Raw genomic sequence first — 15,198 nt, forward strand, 5'->3', positions numbered from 1 at the left:
ACACCCCCGTCGCGGACGCGACGGAGGCACCTCTCAACCCTCGTCGGCCGGCGCGCACCGAACAACGCCGGATCCGACAAGGAACGGCGCGTCGCGCTAAACGATCCGCGCCCGGTCAGCGGCGCCCACGCGGTCCGGGCATCGGGCCCTCGCGTTTGAGCGTCTCGACGATCGGCGTGGTCTCCACGCTCGTGATGCCCTCGACCGAGCCCAGCGATTCCGCGATGAAGTCGTACAGGTCCGCCGTGTCGCGACACAACACGCTCGCCAGGAAGTTCGCGCGTCCGGTCGCCGCGGCGCCGAACACCACCCGGGGGTCGGCCGCGACGACCTCGGCGACGGCGTCGAGGGCGGACGGGCGCACATTCATCCACAGGAACGCGCACAGGCCGTAGCCCAGGTTCGCCGCATCCGTCTCCACCTCGAAGAACAGCACGCCCGTGCCGCGCAGCAGTTCCACCCGCCGGCGCACCGCCGACTCCGAGGTTCCGCAGGCTCGGGCGAGTTCCGCGTACGAGGTGCGGCCGTCCCGGGCCAGTGCCGCGAACAGTTCGCGGTCGCCGTCCACCCACGCGGGCACCGGCGTGTCCCACGACGGCTGCGGAGCGGCCCGGGTCAACGCGTCGACCTGGGCCGGGGTGAGGCCGATGTTCTGCCCCTGCCAGGTCGTCGGCCCACCGACGACCACGCGCAGCAGGCAGTACATCTCCAATCCGATCACCCCGGCCGCGCGGCCCAGTTGCCGGGACAGCTCGCCCCCCGGGGCCTCCGGGCCCTTCGCCCGGGTCACGCACATCACCTCGGTACCGGCCGCCAGCACATGCAACCAGGACACGTCCGGTCGCCGGCCCAGCCCCTGGGCCACCGCGTCCACCGCGTCCGGCACGCACCGCACGCGCAGGACCCACGACGTCTGACCGGTGCGTCGGGTGTCGGTGATCGGTACCACTCGGATCGCGCCGCTCGCGCGCATGCGGCGATAGTGCCGCAGCACGGTCGCGTCGGAGACGCCCAGCACTTCGGCGATCCGCGCGAAGGGCGCACGACCGTCGATGTCGAGCGCGTGCAGGATGGCCAGGTCGACGGCATCGAATTCGATGGATCCCATCACACGGAGCCTAGCAATGATGGGAATCCGCCGTATCGACGCTTCAAACTCGACCGGGTCACGCGAATACGCGACTGTTTCCGTCAGCGGCGCCGAGCGGACGACGGCCCGCGCCGCCCGCGTCTCGCCCGACCCCGTCCGGTCGGGATCCGACGCGACCCCCAGCAAAGCCATGCAGCCCATCCGACCCATCGGGTCGATGCGGCTCGTTCCGCCAAGGAGTCATCGTGCGCAAATGGGGACCGCTCGTCGCGGTCTGTCTCGGGTCGTTCATGCTGCTCGTCGACGTCACCATCGTCATCGTCGCGTTGCCTGACATGGGTGCCGACCTGGGTTCCTCGTACACCGACCTGCAGTGGGTGTTGGACGCCTACTCCCTCGCCCTGGCCGCGCTCATGCTCGGCGCCGGCTCGCTCGCCGACCGGGTCGGCCGGCGGCGGGTCTTCGTCCTCGGCACGATGTTGTTCACCGTCGCGTCGCTACTGTGCGCGCTCTCCTCCGACACGGCGACGCTGATCGCGGCGCGGGCGCTCCAGGGCGTCGGCGGCGCGGCGATGTTCGCCACCACGATCGCCCTGCTCGGCCACGCCTACCAGGGCCGCGACCGAGGTGTCGCGTTCGGCGTGTGGGGATCGATCAGCGGGGCCGCCGCCGCGATGGGGCCCATTCTGGGCGGCCTGCTGACGCAACATCTCGGCTGGGAGGCGATCTTCCTGGTCAACGTGCCGATCGGGGTGGCGACCGCGCTGATGGCCTGGCGGGTGCTCGGCGAGTCGCACGGGAACCGCTCGGCGCGACTGGACCCGATCGGCATGCTCACCTTCACTCTCGGCGCGGCACTGCTCACCTACGGGTTCGTCCGCGCGGGCGGAGCCGGCTGGACCGAGGGCGGGACGCTCGCCGTGTTCGCCGGCGCCGCGCTCGCGTTCGTGGTCTTCGTGGTGACCGAGATCCGGGTCGCCGAGCCGATGATCGACCTGGCGCTGTTCCGCCGCGCGTCGTTCGGCGCGATCATGGCCGCCGGCCTGCTGATCCAGTTCGCCGCGTTCTCCGGTTTCCCGCAGATGTCGGTGTGGCTCCAGTCGGTGCTCGGATACGGCCCGGTGGAGGCCGGGCTGGCGCTGTTGCCGCTGGCCGCGACCTCGTTCGTGGTGTCCGCGCTGGCGGGCCGGTTCCTGCTCGGGGTGGCGCCCAAGTGGTCGATCGGGATCGGCGCGGTGTTCATCGGCGTCGGCAGCCTCGCGCTGACCCTGGTCGACGCCGGGTCGGACTGGACGGCGCTGACTCCCGGCCTGGTGCTGGGCGGGGTCGGAGTGGGCCTGGTCATGCCGCAGTTGGCCGGCGCGGCACTGGCCGCCGTCCCGCCCGCGCGGGCCGGGATGGCCGGCGGCGCGCTGAACACCTTCCGACAGTTGGGCTTCGCGCTCGGCATCGCCGTGGTGGGTGTGCTCTTCCGCGACGGCGCGACCCACACGTTGCGCGACGCCGGGTCGGTCGGCGGCGACCCGCACGCCGCCGCCGAGGCGCTCGGCGGCGGCCGGGCCCAGGAGATCGCGGCGGCGGCGCCGGCCGACTCCCGGGATGTCGTACTGGGCACCCTGCGCGAGGCGTTCGCGGCGGGCCTGGACCGCACGTTCGTGCTCTGCGGGGTGCTCGGGATCGCGGCGGGCGCACTGGTCCTGCTGACCGGTCGGGCCGCACCCGCCACCGCGGCCGCGCCCCCGGACCGGCGGCCGGCACCCGATTCCGAGACCGCGCCCGCATCCGCGTCGCGGTGACGTCACACCGGCACGCGCCGCCCGGGAAGTGCCCGGGCGGCGCGTGTTCGCGGCGGTCCGCGGGCGTCAGGCGTGAGCCATTTCGACCACCTTGGCGGCGGGCGCGTTGCGCTTGACCGAGTCGATCCCGTTCATGCACGCCGCGCGGGTCTCGTAGGCTTCACCGACGGCGATGATCTGCCCGTTCCCGGCCTTCAGCCTGAACCGGAACTTGCCGGCCTTGTCGGTGTACATCTCGAACTTGGCGGCCATCACACACCTCCGTGATCGCGTCGCCCCCACCATGGTCTCGCTCCGTGCGCCCGCCGGCATCCGCGCCGGCCCGTCGAGGCCCCGGTCGTGGCAGCCGCTTCGGGCGGTGGCGGGTCCTCGATCGGGGGGTCACCTCGGGATCACGGTGTGTTGCCCAGCGCCTGGCGCAGCGGTAGCGCGCCGGTGGCGATGTGGATTCCGCGCGAGACGATCCGCGCGTTGGTCGAGTCGAGCATGGACAGTCGGGACAGCGGCGCGGGACCGTCGTCGTGCAGCGAACAACACAGGAGCAGCATCGTGCGCAACGCTCCCGGCGGGAACGGCGCGTCGGAGGCGGTGACCACCTCGCGCAGCGTCCGCCAGCGCACCGCCGCGTAGCGGCCGTCGTCGGACCAGTCCAGGCACACCGCGTACAACTCGGGGCGGCGCACGAACGAGCCTTCCTCGGTGAGGATGTATGTGGTCGCCTGGTCCGCGTGGCTGCCCTCGGCCGCGCGGTAGAGCGCGGCCTCGATCACTTCCGAGGACATCGCCGGGACGGAGGCCCCGTCGGTGTGGCGGGCGGGGCGCGCGGTGACTCGGTCGCCGCGGTGCTTGGCGTCGTTCCGGTTGCGCCGGCTGCTCGGGCGACGATCGGTGCTCATGAGACAACCCTTCGGGCCGGGTCCGGAGCCCACGTGTGGGCGGGGGCGAGCAGGTGCGCGGGTTCCACTTTGAACAATTGGGCCAGGCGCTCCACATCGTTGAGGTCGAAGGGGAGTTCACCGGTGAAGCGACGCCACGCCCAGGACCGGCCGTGTCCCAGGGCCTCGCCGATCGCACCGTCCGTGTAGCCGTCGCGCCGTGCGAGCATCCGCACGTTGCGCACCACGATCATCCGGATCGGTTCGTTCGAGTCCGACTCCGAGTCCCGGGTGGATATCGGCTCCGCCATTCTCGTCCCACGCACCCCAGGCGCAACATCTCTCATCTCCGCAGAGTAGATCGCCACTTGCGGGAGCGGTAGAGCACGAGGAGGACAAACCTCCCTCTGTGCGGGAAAGTTGCCGCGTCACACGAACGTGTCGAACCCGCGCCGACGTGGATTGTCCGCGTTTTTGTCAGGATGCCGGGGAGTGGTGGGCGGACGCACGGGCCACCTCGAGGAGTTCGGGCAGCGTGCCGGTGAACGTTTCGAACAGGTGCAGCGCGACGGTCCAGGCCTCGATGTCGTCGCCGAGCAGGCGCTCGGTGAGGGCGCGCGCCGCGTCGCACGGTTCCGCCACCCGGGCACCCGGCACGCGCGGGTCGCGGACCAGTCGGCTCAGCGCCCTCGCCGGGTGCGGCGCGTGGCGGACCACGTCGTCCGCGGCCAACACGCCGCGCCCGACCCACTCGCCGTCGTGCCAGCGGTCCAGTCGGGCGCACGCGGCCAGCACGAAGTCGCGCGGACAGCCCGGGTGTTTGACCAGCGGCCAGAGCGTCGCCTCCGGCCAGTCCGGGTGCGGCGCCGCCTCGGCCAGCGCCTCCCACGGCAACACCACGCACCGCCGGACCAGTTCACCGAGCGCGGCGACCGGCTCGGCGGCGTCGCGGACCACCCGCAGGTGCTCGGCCGGCTCGCCCGGCGCGGCGTGCGCGGCGAGCAGCGCGCCGCGTACCGACGCCGACGGCGAGGCGTACAGCAGCAGTTGTTGTGCGGCCCGTTGGTCCAGATGCGGTGCGAGCGCGATCGACACGGCCTCCGGTACGCAGCGCAGCAGGTTCAGGAAGGCGATCCGGGCGTCGCGCCGATACTCGATCGGGAACACCGCGGGCTCGGGATTCGGCCATCGGTTCGGCGCGGTCCAGGCCGCGGCGGAGGCGGCGGCGATCAACTCGCGCGCCGTGCCGGAGAAGTCCGCGAGCAGGCGATACACCGCCACCCACGCGGCGGGGTCGGCGCCCAGCGGCGCGCACAACGCGGCCAGTGCCCGGCGTACCGACGGCTCTTCGACCGGCAGCGCGATCAGCATCGCGCGGGCGGGACGGGCCTCGACGAGCACCCGCTCCACCGCGAACCGCCCGCTCGTGATCCCGCGGTCCAGGAAGCGCGCGAGCAGGTGCTCCCGGCGGTTGACCTTCGGCTCGTGCACGAGCTCGAACGGCAGGTCGTGTCCGCGCGCCACGGTGCGGTCGAACTCCGATCGCAGCGCCTCCTCGACCAACTCGGGCGGGCAGTGCGGCGATCCGGACAGGTAGGCCAGCGCCGCGCCGCCGAAGGGTGTGCGCGCGTGTTCGCGCCGGAGCAGGTCCGGGTCCAGTGACGGCGGTTTCGAGGACCAGTTCACGCTGTTCAGCCGCAGGCGCATCAGGGCGCCGATCACGGTCGGGTCGGTCTGCGGGCCGGGTGGACGGCAGGCCGCGAGCTTTTCGGCCGGCGCGGCGGACTCGGCCGCGGCGTAGAGCAGTTCGGGCAGTCCGACGTGACCGAGTTGCGCGCCCGCCAGTCGGCGCAGCGCGTCGGCGCCGCCGCGTTCGGCCACCGCGACGCACAGTTCCACGGCCGTCGGGTAGGGCACCCGCGCGCAGTTCTCCTCCGCGACGACGAGGGCGACCTCGGCGAACGGGCCGCGCGCGACGATGACCGGGTCCCGGCGGGCGATGCGGCGCACCTCGTGCGCGAGACCGGGCCGGGTGTGCCAGCGCGAATCCTCCGGGTCGGTCACGCTCGCGAACACCTGCTCGGTGAGCCCGGGGAAGAACCACGCGTAGGAGCGGATCAGCCGCGCGGCGGCGACCGGATCGGCGATCGCCGCGGTCCGGGCCAGCAGTTCGGCCGTCCACCGACCCTCGGAAGTCACCGCCGCGGCGAGCGGCTCCGCTCCGATCAGCGCGTCGGCGACCGGGTACGCCAAGCCGAACTCGTCCGCGAACGCGTGCACCCAGCGGGCGCGGAACCGCTCGGCGAGCGCTTCGGCCACCTCGGGCGGGGCCAGACGCAGCGCGGCCGACAGTGCCAACATCGGGTCGACCCTCCCCTGGACCGTGTTCCGCGCCCCACGCCCGGCCCGCGACGTCCCGCACCACCGCCGGGACCGGCGGGGGTTCGCGGACACTCCCGAGGACGACGGGCGTCCGATCCTGCCACGGCCTCTCGTCCCTTCGGAACCGGGTCCGGAACGGGCTTGCGGATCTTCGGGATCGGGTGGGGAGCCGGCCTGCGGCTGTTCGGAACCGGGTGCGGACCCGGTCCGCGGGTCGTCGGGGCCCGGTGCGGAACCGGCATGCGGGTCTATGGCCACACCTCCGTGTCCTCCAGCGGGTCGGACCAGATGTCCAGGGGCACGAAACCGGTGGCGTGCCCGTTCGGGCCGACCACGCGGCCCATCTGCTTGATCACCTGGATGGTGACCGCGCTGTCCACCACCTCGACCCGGGGGAAACGCCCGCACCACTCGGCCTCCAGGGGTCGGGCCCGGGCGAGCCGAGCGCGGACCCGATGCGCTGACCCTGCCGGAGGCCGCTTCGGTTGTCGCTTCGGTCTTCACGACCGGGTCGATTCCGTCCACGCCGAGGTCAGTCGGTCCACGACGCGGTGCAGCACGTCGTCCGCGAAGCCGAACGGGACGCGTAGGAAGTGGTCGTGGGCGCCGGTGGCGTCCATCGCCGCGCCGGGCACCACCTCCACGCCGTGCCGCAGCGCCACCTGGGCGTAGACGCGGGCGTCGGTGCCCGGCGGGAGTTCGACCCACAACACCGAGCCGCCGGTCGGCGGGTGCGTGCGCCAGGTCGGCAGCCGGTCGGCCAACAGCCCTTCCATCGTGGCGAGTCGCTGCCGCGACAGGGTGTTCCGGGCGGCGCCGAGCGCGGCCAGGTCGGGCAGCAGGCGGGCCGCGAGCGCCTGGTCCAGGAGCGGGGTGCTCAGGTCCGCGCGGGCCTTGATCCGGGCGAGTGGTTCGATGGTGGCCCGCGGGGCCCGCACCCACCCGATCCGCAGCCCGCTCCAGACCGCCTTGGACAGTGACCCCAGCGTGAGCACCGTGGCGCCCGTCGGGTGCGCCGCGATCGGCGCGGGCACCTCGCCCGGCGCGACGGCCGCCGCGTGCGCGCTGTCCTCCAGCACGGTGACCCCGTGTTCGGCGGCCAGCGCGGCCACCCGGCGGCGGCGGCTCGCCGACATCAGCGCGCCGGTGGGGTTGTGAAAGGTCGGCATCACGAACAACAACGCGGGCCGGTGCTCGGCGAAGGCCCGGGCCAACAGATCGATCCGGATCCCCTCGTCGTCGAGCCCGACCCCGACCAGCCGGGCGCCCGCCGCGCGGAACGTGTCCAGGCAGCCGGGCCAACTCGGCGACTCGACCGCCACACCTGCGCCCGGGCGGACGAACAGCCCGGTGGCCAGCGCGAGCGCCTGCGTCGCGCCGGTGGTGACCAGCACCTGGCCCGGCTCGGTGGGCAGACCGTGCCCGGTGTGGTGCTCGGCGATCGCCGCGCGCAACGCGGGCAGGCCCGCAGGGTGATAGGCGGTGTCGCGCAGCAGGCCGGGCAGGTCCTCGCGGACCACGTCGAGCAGCGCGCCGGCCAGATCCGGGCCGCCCTCGTCGGCCGCGTGTCCCAGCGAGATCACCTCGCCCGGCCCGGTCACCATGCGTTGCGTCAGCGCCGTCGCCCGGCCACCGCGTACCCGCCCGTCCCCGGCCGCCGGCAACTCCGGCCGGCGGGCGACGCTGCTCCCGCTGCCGCGCCGACTCTCCACGAGCCCGGCCGCGCGCAGCGCGTCGTACGCCGAGACCACCGTGGCCCGGCTCACCGCGAGCGCCTTGGCCAACCGCCGTTCGGCGGGCAACCGCGCCCCGGCCGGCAGAGCCCCGTCCGCGATCAGCCGCGTCGTGGCAGCCGCCAATCTGCGATAGAGCGCGCCCCGGCCCGAGGCCCAGTCGCCGAGCAGCTCGACGAGGTCGGCGGCCTCCATCGGCCCCGGCGGCGGCGAAATCCGGTCCACCCGCGGCCTCATTGGCCCGTGTCGAAGGCGGCCGTCGCGCCCAGGCTGGTCAGCGTCACAGCAGCGCACAGTACTGGAGCACCAGATGAGTTCGGCCAAAGCCCCGGATGCCCGCCTCGCCGCGATCTGCGACGCGTCCGTGTTCGCCGCCCGGGAGAGCGCCGGTCGGCACGAGTACGACGGCACGATCCAGGACCTGTCGCCCGACGGGGTGCGCCGCGCCCTGGCCGCGCTCGGCGGACCGCGCGAAACCCGGCCCTATCCGGACGCGTACGACGAGGCGCTGGCCGCCGCGGCCGAGCACGCCCTGCGGGTGCGCCTGGGCGAGTTGGAACTGCACCGGAGCAACCCCGTGTGGCACATCGACAATCTCGACCTGTCCGGGTACGACCGCGACTATGCCCCGGCCGAGGAGCGCGCGGCCGCGCGCCGGGCGCACCTGGCCCGCTGGCCGGACGGCGTGGCGGCGGCGATCGAGGCGCTCGACCGGGTACCCGCGCCGCTGGCCGCGGCCACCGTGCCACTCGCGCGGGGCTTGGCGGCGTTCGTCGACACCGGTGCGGGTCCCGTGCACGACGCGGCGCGGCGGGCGCTGGACCGCTTCGTCCGGCACCTGGAGCGGGCCGCGGTCCAGGGCCCGCCGTCCGCCGCGCTCGGCGGGGCGGTCCTGGCCCGGCTGCTCGGTTCGGCCGAGGCGCTGGAGATCGACGTGGACCGGCTCGCCGCCCGGGTCGACGCCGAGCGCGACCGCCTGTGCGAACTGCGCGACGAGGCCTGCCGGCGGGTGGATCCGCGCGCCGAGCCCGCGGACACGATCCGCGCCCTCCAGGAGGACCGTCCGGACGCGGATCGGGTGATCCCCGAGTTCCGGAAGCTCGCCGAGGAGGCGGTCGCCTGGACCGCGGCCAACGACCTGGCGCCGGACCACGACGTGCCGGTCGAGGTGCTGCCGATGCCCGACGCGCAACGCCGATCCCTGGCGGGCGCGACCTGGGCCGCCGCCAACGAGGCGGACGCGCCCGGGCGATTCCACGTCAGCCTGCCGCTGCCCGAGTGGTCGGCGACCGAGCGCGACCAGTGGCTGCGGACCGGCTTCAGCCGGAACCTGATGGCCAACATGGTCGTGCACGAGGTGGCGCCGGGACATCTGAGCCACGGCCGGGCCATGCGCAGGGCGACGAGCGAGGTCCGGCGCACCGTGCTCTCCGAGGTGTTCATCGAGGGCTGGGCGCACTACTGCGAGGAGATGGCGCTGACCGAGGGCTTCCGCACCGATCCGGCGTTCGCGGTGGCGGTCGCGCAGGACGCCCTGCGCCGGGTCACCCGGTTCGCCTGCGCGATCGGGCTGCACACCGGTGCGATGAGCGTCGAGGACGCTGCCCGGCGGTTCACCGCGGACGTCGCCCTGGCCGGCCCCGCCGCCCGCCACGAGGCACAGCGCGGCCTGTTCGACCCGACCTACGGGCGGTACACGTGGGGCAAGTTCGCCGTGCTGGACCTGCGTGAGCAGGCCCGACTGCGCTGGGGGTCGGCGTTCTCGCTGCCCCGCTTCCACGCCGCGCTGCTGAATCTGGGCGCACCGCCGCTCGGGCTCGCGGGCGCCGCGCTCGACCTCGGATGATCACCTTCCTGGCCGCCGCGCTGGTGCTCACCGCGGTCCCCGGCCCCAACCTGGTCTACATCCTGACCCGGACTCTGGCCCAGGGGCGTCGTGCGGGTGTCGTCTCCGCCGCGGGCGTCGAGGCCGGGACGCTCGTGCACGTGGGCGTCGCCGTGATCGGCCTGGCCTCGCTGATCGCCGCGTCGCCGACGGCGTTCGTGGTGCTCAAGTACGCCGGTGCCGGGTATCTGGCCTGGCTCGGCGTGCGCACCGTGCTGCGCCGTTCGACGGCGGTGCCCGGGGAGGGTCGCGGGCCCGCGCGGTCGTTGCGCCGGGTCTTCCTGGACGGCGTGCTCGTGAACGTGCTGAATCCCAAGGTCGTGCTCTTCTTCCTCGCGTTCCTTCCGCAGTTCGTGCCCTCGGGGGCGTCGCCGACCCGGGCCAGGGTGTGGATGTTGGGCCTGGGTGCGAGCGTGTCCGCGATCGGCCTGCTCGTCGGGCTCGGCTACACGTTCGCCGCGGACGCCGCCCGGCACCTGGTGCGCGGCGGGCGTCCCGGGCGGGACCGGGCCAGGTACCTGGTGGGCGGCGTCTACCTCACGCTGGGACTGTTGGTCGCGCGGTGAGTGGGGCGCCGTTCAGCGCGGGCGCGGACCCCTCGCCGGTCGCGGGTGGCGGTGCGTTGCTCGGCGGTCGGTTGTCCACGGGCGAACCCCGGCGCCCGCCCGGCGCGGTGCCGGGCGGGGTATCGGGCGGCGCGGTGCGGGGCGGGACCGCGGGCTGGTCGGTGCCGGGCGGGGCGCTGGGCGGCGCGGTCGAGAGGGCACTCGGCTTCGGCGCGGTCACGTCCGCCGGGGATTCCGGCGTCGAGGCGGGCGCGGTCGTGGTCGGCCCGCCGATCTCCGGCGCGGGCCCGGCCGGCGGTACGGTCACCGGGCGCGGGGCGTCCGGGGCGGAGATCGAGCCGGCCACCGCCCACCCGGCCGCGGCCAGCGCGAACGCCGCCACCGGTACCGCCAGTCGGAGCGGGACGCGTCGCCTCCGTGCCGGTGCGATCGGCAACGGCACCTCGCGCGGGCGCACCGTCGCGGGGGTCACCGCGTCGGCCCGTCGACCCAGCCAGTCGCGCAGTTCGGCCTCCAGGGCCGTGTGCTCGGGCGTCCCCGACCGCAAGGGTTCACCGCCGTGTCGGGTCACGCGTCGTCCTCCATAAGCAGCCGGTGCAGTGCGGTCAGCCCGCGACTCGCGGTGGATTTCACGGTGCCGGACGGTATGCCCAGCGCGCCGGCGATCTCGCTTTCGCTGAGGTTCTCCCAGTAGCGCAGCACCAGCACCTCACGTTGCCGTCGGGTCAGCCGTCCCAGCGCGTGGCGCAGTCGCCGGTCGCGTTCGGCGCGCAGCGCGTCGTCCTCGGGCGAGGCCACCGGCGGCGGCACCGGCGGTATCCAGGCCCGCGCGGTCCGCCGCCGACGCAGCACCGATCGGGCGCCGTTGACCACGCAACGGCGCAGGTAGGCAGGTGGGTCGTCGAGTTCGCCCAGGCGCGCGCCGTGCCGACGGAAGGCCGCCGTGAAGGCCTCCTGTACGACGTCCTCCGCGGTCTCCTGGTCGTCCACCAGCAGCGTGGCCAGGCGCACCAGGCGCATCCGGTGCGCGTGGTAGAGCTGCGTCATGGTCGGCGGCGGCTCGCCGGCCTCCCGGGTCCGCCGGCGGAACAGGCCGAAGGCACGCCGGCGGGGCGCCGCGTCCGGGGCGGGCGGCGTCTGGGGGGCCGGGATCGGGTCGCGGTGGACCCGGACGTGGGATTCCTGGATGGCCGTGAACTCCTCGGATGCGTACCGATGGACTGCCGATGCCGTGGGTCGGCGCCGCGGCCGGCCGGTGGCCCGGGGATGTCGACGTCCCCGGGCCACCGGCCGGTTCCACGCACGATCAGCTCGCGGTACCGCCGCGACGCCGGCCGAACACGACGACACCGCCGCCGAGCAGGAGCAGTCCCGCGGCGCCGCCGATGTACAGCGCGGTCTTGTCGTCACCGCCGGTCTCGGCGAGGCGGCGTTCCGCCGGTGCCGGGGTGGCCGCCGGGTTGCCGGCCCGCCCGGGCGCCTCGGCAGGCGCCGGCGCGGTGCCGACGCCGGGACGCGCGGTCGGGGGCGCGCTGGGTGTGCGGGCCTCGGGCACCGCGTCCCGAGGCGGCTGCGTGGACGGGACGGCCCGGGAGTCCGAAACGCGCGCCGGGCTCACCGGCGAGGTGTTGTCGGCCATCGCTGGGCTCTGCGTCAACAGCACGGCCGAGGCCGCCAGGACGAAACCGGCGCCGAGCACGCGACCGGTACGAACCCGGGCCCGGCCGGCGGGCGGCGACGCGGTCGTGCGGCGCGGGACGCGCGGGGAGGGAATGAACACCGTTCTCCTTGTCGAGCATCGAACGGGCCGCCGTGCGCACACGCCGACCGCCACCACTCGGTGACGGACATCCAGACGTGCGGGCCCTCGCCGGGTTCCCGATTCCGCCGAACTTTTTTCGCCCGCCTCCGAGCCGCCCTTCGAGGTTCACCCTCCTCGGCGCGTATCCGTTCCGTGGATCGAGGCGTGGACCACCGGCGATCGGCGCGAACAAACGGGCGCGTCATACCCGAACGGATATGGTCGACCTCGGATTCGGCATTTGTATGTCATGTCCGCCGGGGTCAGGATCCATGTGACGCACTGTGAACATCGGCCGCCGCAGCGGCTTTGCGGAGTGAACGCCCGCCCCCGAGTGGATAGGTCACCCATGAGTAATTCGGCTCCGAAAGAGAGCACCGACGGCGGTGGAAAGACGGCGGGAAGAACCGCCGTCGCGACTTTGGCCGGCACCACCCTGGAGTGGTACGACTTCTTTCTCTACGGCACTGCCGCCGCACTCATCTTCGACAAGCAGTTCTTCCCGTCACTGAGCCCCGCGGCGGGAACTCTCGCCTCGTTCGCCACCCTGGCCGTCGGATTCGTCGCCCGACCGCTGGGCGGACTGGTCTTCGGCCATTTCGGCGACCGTATCGGCCGCAAGGCGACCCTGGTGGTGTCGCTGGTGATGATGGGAATCGGCTCGACCCTCATCGGCGCCATTCCCAACTACGACACGATCGGCTACTGGGCGCCCGTACTGCTCGTCGTGCTGCGTGTGGTGCAGGGCATCGGTCTGGGCGGCGAGGGCGCGGGCGCGACACTGATGTCGATGGAGCACGCCCCGGCCGGCAAGCGGAACCTGTACGCGGGATTCCCCCAGATGGGAACACCCGCCGGCCTGGTCCTGGCGAACATGATCTTCCTCGCCACCAGCACGGTGATGAGCGATCACGCGTTCACCTCGTGGGGCTGGCGGGTCCCGTTCCTGATGAGTTTCGTCCTGGTCGCGGTGGGCTTGGTGATCCGGCTCCGGGTCACCGAATCCCCGTCCTTCGATCATGCTCTGGAACAGGGCGAGGTGGTCCGCTTTCCGCTCGCCGAGGCATTCAAGGTCGGCTTCCCACGCCTGGGCCTCACGCTGCTCGCCGTGGTCGCCAATTCCGCCGTCGCGTACGTATTCATGGTCTTCACGCTGTCGTACGGAACCAAGCATCTCGGCTATGAGAAGAGATTCCTGATCCTGAGCATCTCGGCCGCCGCCGTGTTGTGGTTCGCGAGTATTCCGCTGTGGACACGAGTCGCCGACCGATACGGCAGACGCACCATGTTCATCGGCGGCTCGGCCGCGATCCTGGCGTGGTGTCTCGCCTTCTTCCCTTTGCTGAACACCGGGAATTCGGCGCTCGCCGTGCTGGCCCTCGCCGGAATGGGCCTCATCATTCCGATCACGCACTGTGTCCAGGGCGGGATCATCGCCGACACCTTCCCCGTCCACGTCCGGTACTCGGGGTCCTCGTTGATCCTGCAACTCGGCGCCGTCCTCGGCGGCGGACTGGCTCCGACGATCTCCACCGCGCTGTTGAACTCCGGCGCATCCTCGACCGGAGTGACCTGGTATCTGGCGGCGATGTGTCTGGTCAGCCTGGTCGGCGCGATCGCGCTGTTCCGCGTGGTCCCGGAGAGTTCGCCGGAACCGGTCGCACGTCCCGGCGCGGTCGCCGCGGAGGCGTGAGGCACGCTACGCCACGCCCACGCTCGTGACCGATCGCGCGGCAAGCCGCGGCGGCCGGTCGGGAGATCGGGAGGGTCGGGAGATCGGGAGGGTCGGGAGATCAGGAGGGTCGGGAGATCAGGAGCGGCGGCGGGGCTTGCCGCGCTTGGCGCCCTTGCCGGCGCCGGGGCCGCCGCGGGCACCCTTGCCGGTCGACCCGCCGGCGGCGCCGGGCTTGCGCTTGGCGCCGCTCGCGTCGGGGCGCTGGGACTTGGCCTTCGGTTGGGCCGGCGTCGGTGCCCGACCGCGCGAGCTGTTGACGGTGCGTCCGCGGACGATCCCGATGAACTCCTCCACCAGGTCGGTGGTGTGCGCCTCGGGCCAGGACAGCGCCACCCGCGACTCGGGAGCGTCGGACACCGGCCGGTAGGTCAGGTCCTTGCGGTGGTGCAGACGGGCCAGGGACTGCGGGACGACCAGCAGGCCCACCCCGGCCGCCACCAGTTCGACCGCGTCCGCCGTGGTCGCCGGTCGCTCCTTCGCGGCCACCCCGGGCCGGCGCTCCCACTCCAGGGTGTCGTCGAGCGGATGCAGCACGACCGCGTCGGCCAGATCCTCCGCGACCACCTCGTCCGCCCCCGCGACGTCGTGGTCCTTGGGCACCACGACCACCGTGGTCTCGGTGTAGAGCGGAATCGCGCTCAGCTCGGTCCGGTCGATCGGCAGCCGCACCAGCCCGGCGTCGGCGTCCCCGGCGCGCAGGACGTCGGCCGCGTCGGCCGCGGACACCGGGATCAACGTCAGCGGTACCTCCGGCAGCCGCTCGTTCCAGACCCGCACCCATTTGGTGGGGGTCACCCCCGGAACGTACGCGAGCCGGAACGGGGTGGGTACTTCCGAGCCTGTCACCACGTCAGGTTAGCGGCCATGATCGGAGGCACCGCACACGGTCGCTACTCTTGACACCATGACGTCGCACAAGACCACCCAGACGATGAAGCCCGCGACCGCGGCGAAGAAGCTGGGCGTGTACCTCCAGGCCACCCCCGCCGAGTTCCAAGAGGGTGTCGTCTCCCGCGACGAGTTGAACGCGCTGCTGAGCGACCCGCCCGAGTGGCTCCGGGAACTGCGCCGCAACGGCCCGCACCCGCGTCCCGTCGTGGCGAACAAGCTCGGCGTCTCCATCGCCGGCCTCGCCCGCGGCGGCATCACCGAGGCGCTCACCACCGCGGAGATCGACGCGCTGAAGGAGGACGGCCCGGAGTGGCTGCGGCAGGAACGCGCCACCCAGGCCGAGGTCCGGAAGGAAACGATCCGGATCAAGGAGAAGAACAAGGACAAGAGCGCGGAGCAGCCCGTGGAGCGCCCCGCGAAGCCGCGCCGAGCGCGTTCCTGACC

General features: G+C 73.3%; 16 protein-coding genes. 5 read left to right on the forward strand and 11 right to left on the reverse strand.

All coding sequences use genetic code 11. The annotated features are described in order from the left end of the window. Nucleotides 1–115: 115 nt before the first annotated feature. A complete protein-coding gene (locus tag OG948_RS43590; protein ID WP_331770528.1) occupies nt 116–1,108 on the reverse strand; it encodes an Lrp/AsnC family transcriptional regulator in 993 nt (330 codons plus the stop codon). A 227-nt stretch (nt 1,109–1,335) separates the two neighbouring features. On the opposite strand from OG948_RS43590, the gene OG948_RS43595 reads away from it, so the two are divergent. Further along, nucleotides 1,336–2,886: a DHA2 family efflux MFS transporter permease subunit gene (locus tag OG948_RS43595; protein ID WP_331770529.1), complete on the forward strand. Its 1,551-nt coding sequence runs from the start codon at nt 1,336–1,338 to the stop codon at nt 2,884–2,886. A 66-nt stretch (nt 2,887–2,952) separates the two neighbouring features. Here OG948_RS43595 and OG948_RS43600 read toward each other — a convergent pair whose 3' ends face one another. From OG948_RS43600 to OG948_RS43625, 6 genes are all read right to left on the reverse strand, one after another. After that, entirely contained in the window at nt 2,953–3,138 is a 186-nt protein-coding gene (locus OG948_RS43600) for a YegP family protein (protein ID WP_331770530.1), read from the reverse strand. A 140-nt stretch (nt 3,139–3,278) separates the two neighbouring features. Further along, a complete protein-coding gene (locus OG948_RS43605) occupies nt 3,279–3,782 on the reverse strand; it encodes a hypothetical protein (protein WP_331770531.1) in 504 nt (167 codons plus the stop codon). After that, entirely contained in the window at nt 3,779–4,072 is a 294-nt protein-coding gene (locus tag OG948_RS43610) for a helix-turn-helix domain-containing protein (protein ID WP_331770532.1), read from the reverse strand. The genes OG948_RS43605 and OG948_RS43610 overlap by 4 nt, the downstream gene beginning before the upstream one ends. Before the next feature lie 166 nt (nt 4,073–4,238). Then, a complete protein-coding gene (locus OG948_RS43615; RefSeq protein WP_331770533.1) occupies nt 4,239–6,122 on the reverse strand; it encodes a hypothetical protein in 1,884 nt (627 codons plus the stop codon). Between the two features lie 269 nt (nt 6,123–6,391). Continuing rightward, nucleotides 6,392–6,523 (reverse strand): hypothetical protein, encoded by a 132-nt coding sequence (locus OG948_RS43620; protein WP_331770534.1) that lies wholly within the window; start codon nt 6,521–6,523, stop codon nt 6,392–6,394. Nucleotides 6,524–6,643: 120 nt separating this feature from the next. After that, a complete protein-coding gene (locus OG948_RS43625; protein WP_331770535.1) occupies nt 6,644–8,101 on the reverse strand; it encodes a PLP-dependent aminotransferase family protein in 1,458 nt (485 codons plus the stop codon). Between the two features lie 85 nt (nt 8,102–8,186). Here OG948_RS43625 and OG948_RS43630 point away from each other — a divergent pair, with 85 nt between their 5' ends. Both OG948_RS43630 and OG948_RS43635 read left to right on the forward strand, forming a co-directional pair. Further along, a complete protein-coding gene (locus tag OG948_RS43630; protein WP_331770536.1) occupies nt 8,187–9,722 on the forward strand; it encodes a DUF885 family protein in 1,536 nt (511 codons plus the stop codon). Beyond that, the gene (locus OG948_RS43635; RefSeq protein WP_331770537.1) at nt 9,719–10,327 is read left to right on the forward strand and encodes a LysE family translocator; all 609 of its coding nucleotides are present in this window, start codon (nt 9,719–9,721) and stop codon (nt 10,325–10,327) included. Before OG948_RS43630 ends, OG948_RS43635 begins: the two co-directional genes overlap by 4 nt. On the opposite strand, the gene OG948_RS43640 is transcribed toward OG948_RS43635, so the two are convergent. The 3 genes from OG948_RS43640 to OG948_RS43650 all read right to left on the reverse strand — a co-directional run bounded on the left by OG948_RS43640 (nt 10,299) and on the right by OG948_RS43650 (nt 12,107). Further along, nucleotides 10,299–10,898, reverse strand: coding sequence for a hypothetical protein (locus OG948_RS43640; protein WP_331770538.1), 600 nt, complete (start codon nt 10,896–10,898; stop codon nt 10,299–10,301). The two genes, OG948_RS43635 and OG948_RS43640, sit on opposite strands and share 29 nt — an antisense overlap. Next, nucleotides 10,895–11,374 (reverse strand): SigE family RNA polymerase sigma factor, encoded by a 480-nt coding sequence (locus OG948_RS43645; RefSeq protein WP_331770539.1) that lies wholly within the window; start codon nt 11,372–11,374, stop codon nt 10,895–10,897. The genes OG948_RS43640 and OG948_RS43645 overlap by 4 nt, the downstream gene beginning before the upstream one ends. A 259-nt stretch (nt 11,375–11,633) precedes the next feature. Beyond that, a complete protein-coding gene (locus OG948_RS43650) occupies nt 11,634–12,107 on the reverse strand; it encodes an LAETG motif-containing sortase-dependent surface protein (RefSeq protein ID WP_331770540.1) in 474 nt (157 codons plus the stop codon). A gap of 370 nt (nt 12,108–12,477) precedes the next feature. On the opposite strand from OG948_RS43650, the gene OG948_RS43655 reads away from it, so the two are divergent. Then, complete coding sequence (locus tag OG948_RS43655; RefSeq protein WP_331770541.1) at nt 12,478–13,821, forward strand: MFS transporter; 1,344 nt, start codon at nt 12,478–12,480, stop codon at nt 13,819–13,821. 117 nt (nt 13,822–13,938) lie between these two features. Here the strand turns inward: OG948_RS43655 and OG948_RS43660 are convergent, their stop codons facing one another. Continuing rightward, a complete protein-coding gene (locus OG948_RS43660; RefSeq protein ID WP_331770542.1) occupies nt 13,939–14,709 on the reverse strand; it encodes a LysR family substrate-binding domain-containing protein in 771 nt (256 codons plus the stop codon). Between the two features lie 58 nt (nt 14,710–14,767). On the opposite strand from OG948_RS43660, the gene OG948_RS43665 reads away from it, so the two are divergent. Beyond that, nucleotides 14,768–15,196, forward strand: a complete 429-nt coding sequence (locus OG948_RS43665; RefSeq protein ID WP_331770543.1) for a DUF5997 family protein — start codon at nt 14,768–14,770, stop codon at nt 15,194–15,196. Nucleotides 15,197–15,198: the final 2 nt, after the last annotated feature.

The organism is Embleya sp. NBC_00888 (assembly GCF_045207655.1).
Classification (GTDB): domain Bacteria; phylum Actinomycetota; class Actinomycetes; order Streptomycetales; family Streptomycetaceae; genus Embleya.

What these genes read in the sequence shown, in the direction of transcription:
- OG948_RS43590 (WP_331770528.1), bottom strand. Translation starts at nt 1,108, where the DNA reads ATGGGATCCATCGAATTCGATGCCGTCGACCTGGCCATCCTGCACGCG.
- OG948_RS43600 (WP_331770530.1), bottom strand. Translation starts at nt 3,138, where the DNA reads ATGGCCGCCAAGTTCGAGATGTACACCGACAAGGCCGGCAAGTTCCGG.
- OG948_RS43605 (WP_331770531.1), bottom strand. Translation starts at nt 3,782, where the DNA reads ATGAGCACCGATCGTCGCCCGAGCAGCCGGCGCAACCGGAACGACGCC.
- OG948_RS43610 (WP_331770532.1), bottom strand. Translation starts at nt 4,072, where the DNA reads ATGGCGGAGCCGATATCCACCCGGGACTCGGAGTCGGACTCGAACGAA.
- OG948_RS43615 (WP_331770533.1), bottom strand. Translation starts at nt 6,122, where the DNA reads ATGTTGGCACTGTCGGCCGCGCTGCGTCTGGCCCCGCCCGAGGTGGCC.
- OG948_RS43630 (WP_331770536.1), top strand. Translation starts at nt 8,187, where the DNA reads ATGAGTTCGGCCAAAGCCCCGGATGCCCGCCTCGCCGCGATCTGCGAC.
- OG948_RS43635 (WP_331770537.1), top strand. Translation starts at nt 9,719, where the DNA reads ATGATCACCTTCCTGGCCGCCGCGCTGGTGCTCACCGCGGTCCCCGGC.
- OG948_RS43645 (WP_331770539.1), bottom strand. Translation starts at nt 11,374, where the DNA reads ATGACGCAGCTCTACCACGCGCACCGGATGCGCCTGGTGCGCCTGGCC.
- OG948_RS43655 (WP_331770541.1), top strand. Translation starts at nt 12,478, where the DNA reads ATGAGTAATTCGGCTCCGAAAGAGAGCACCGACGGCGGTGGAAAGACG.
- OG948_RS43665 (WP_331770543.1), top strand. Translation starts at nt 14,768, where the DNA reads ATGACGTCGCACAAGACCACCCAGACGATGAAGCCCGCGACCGCGGCG.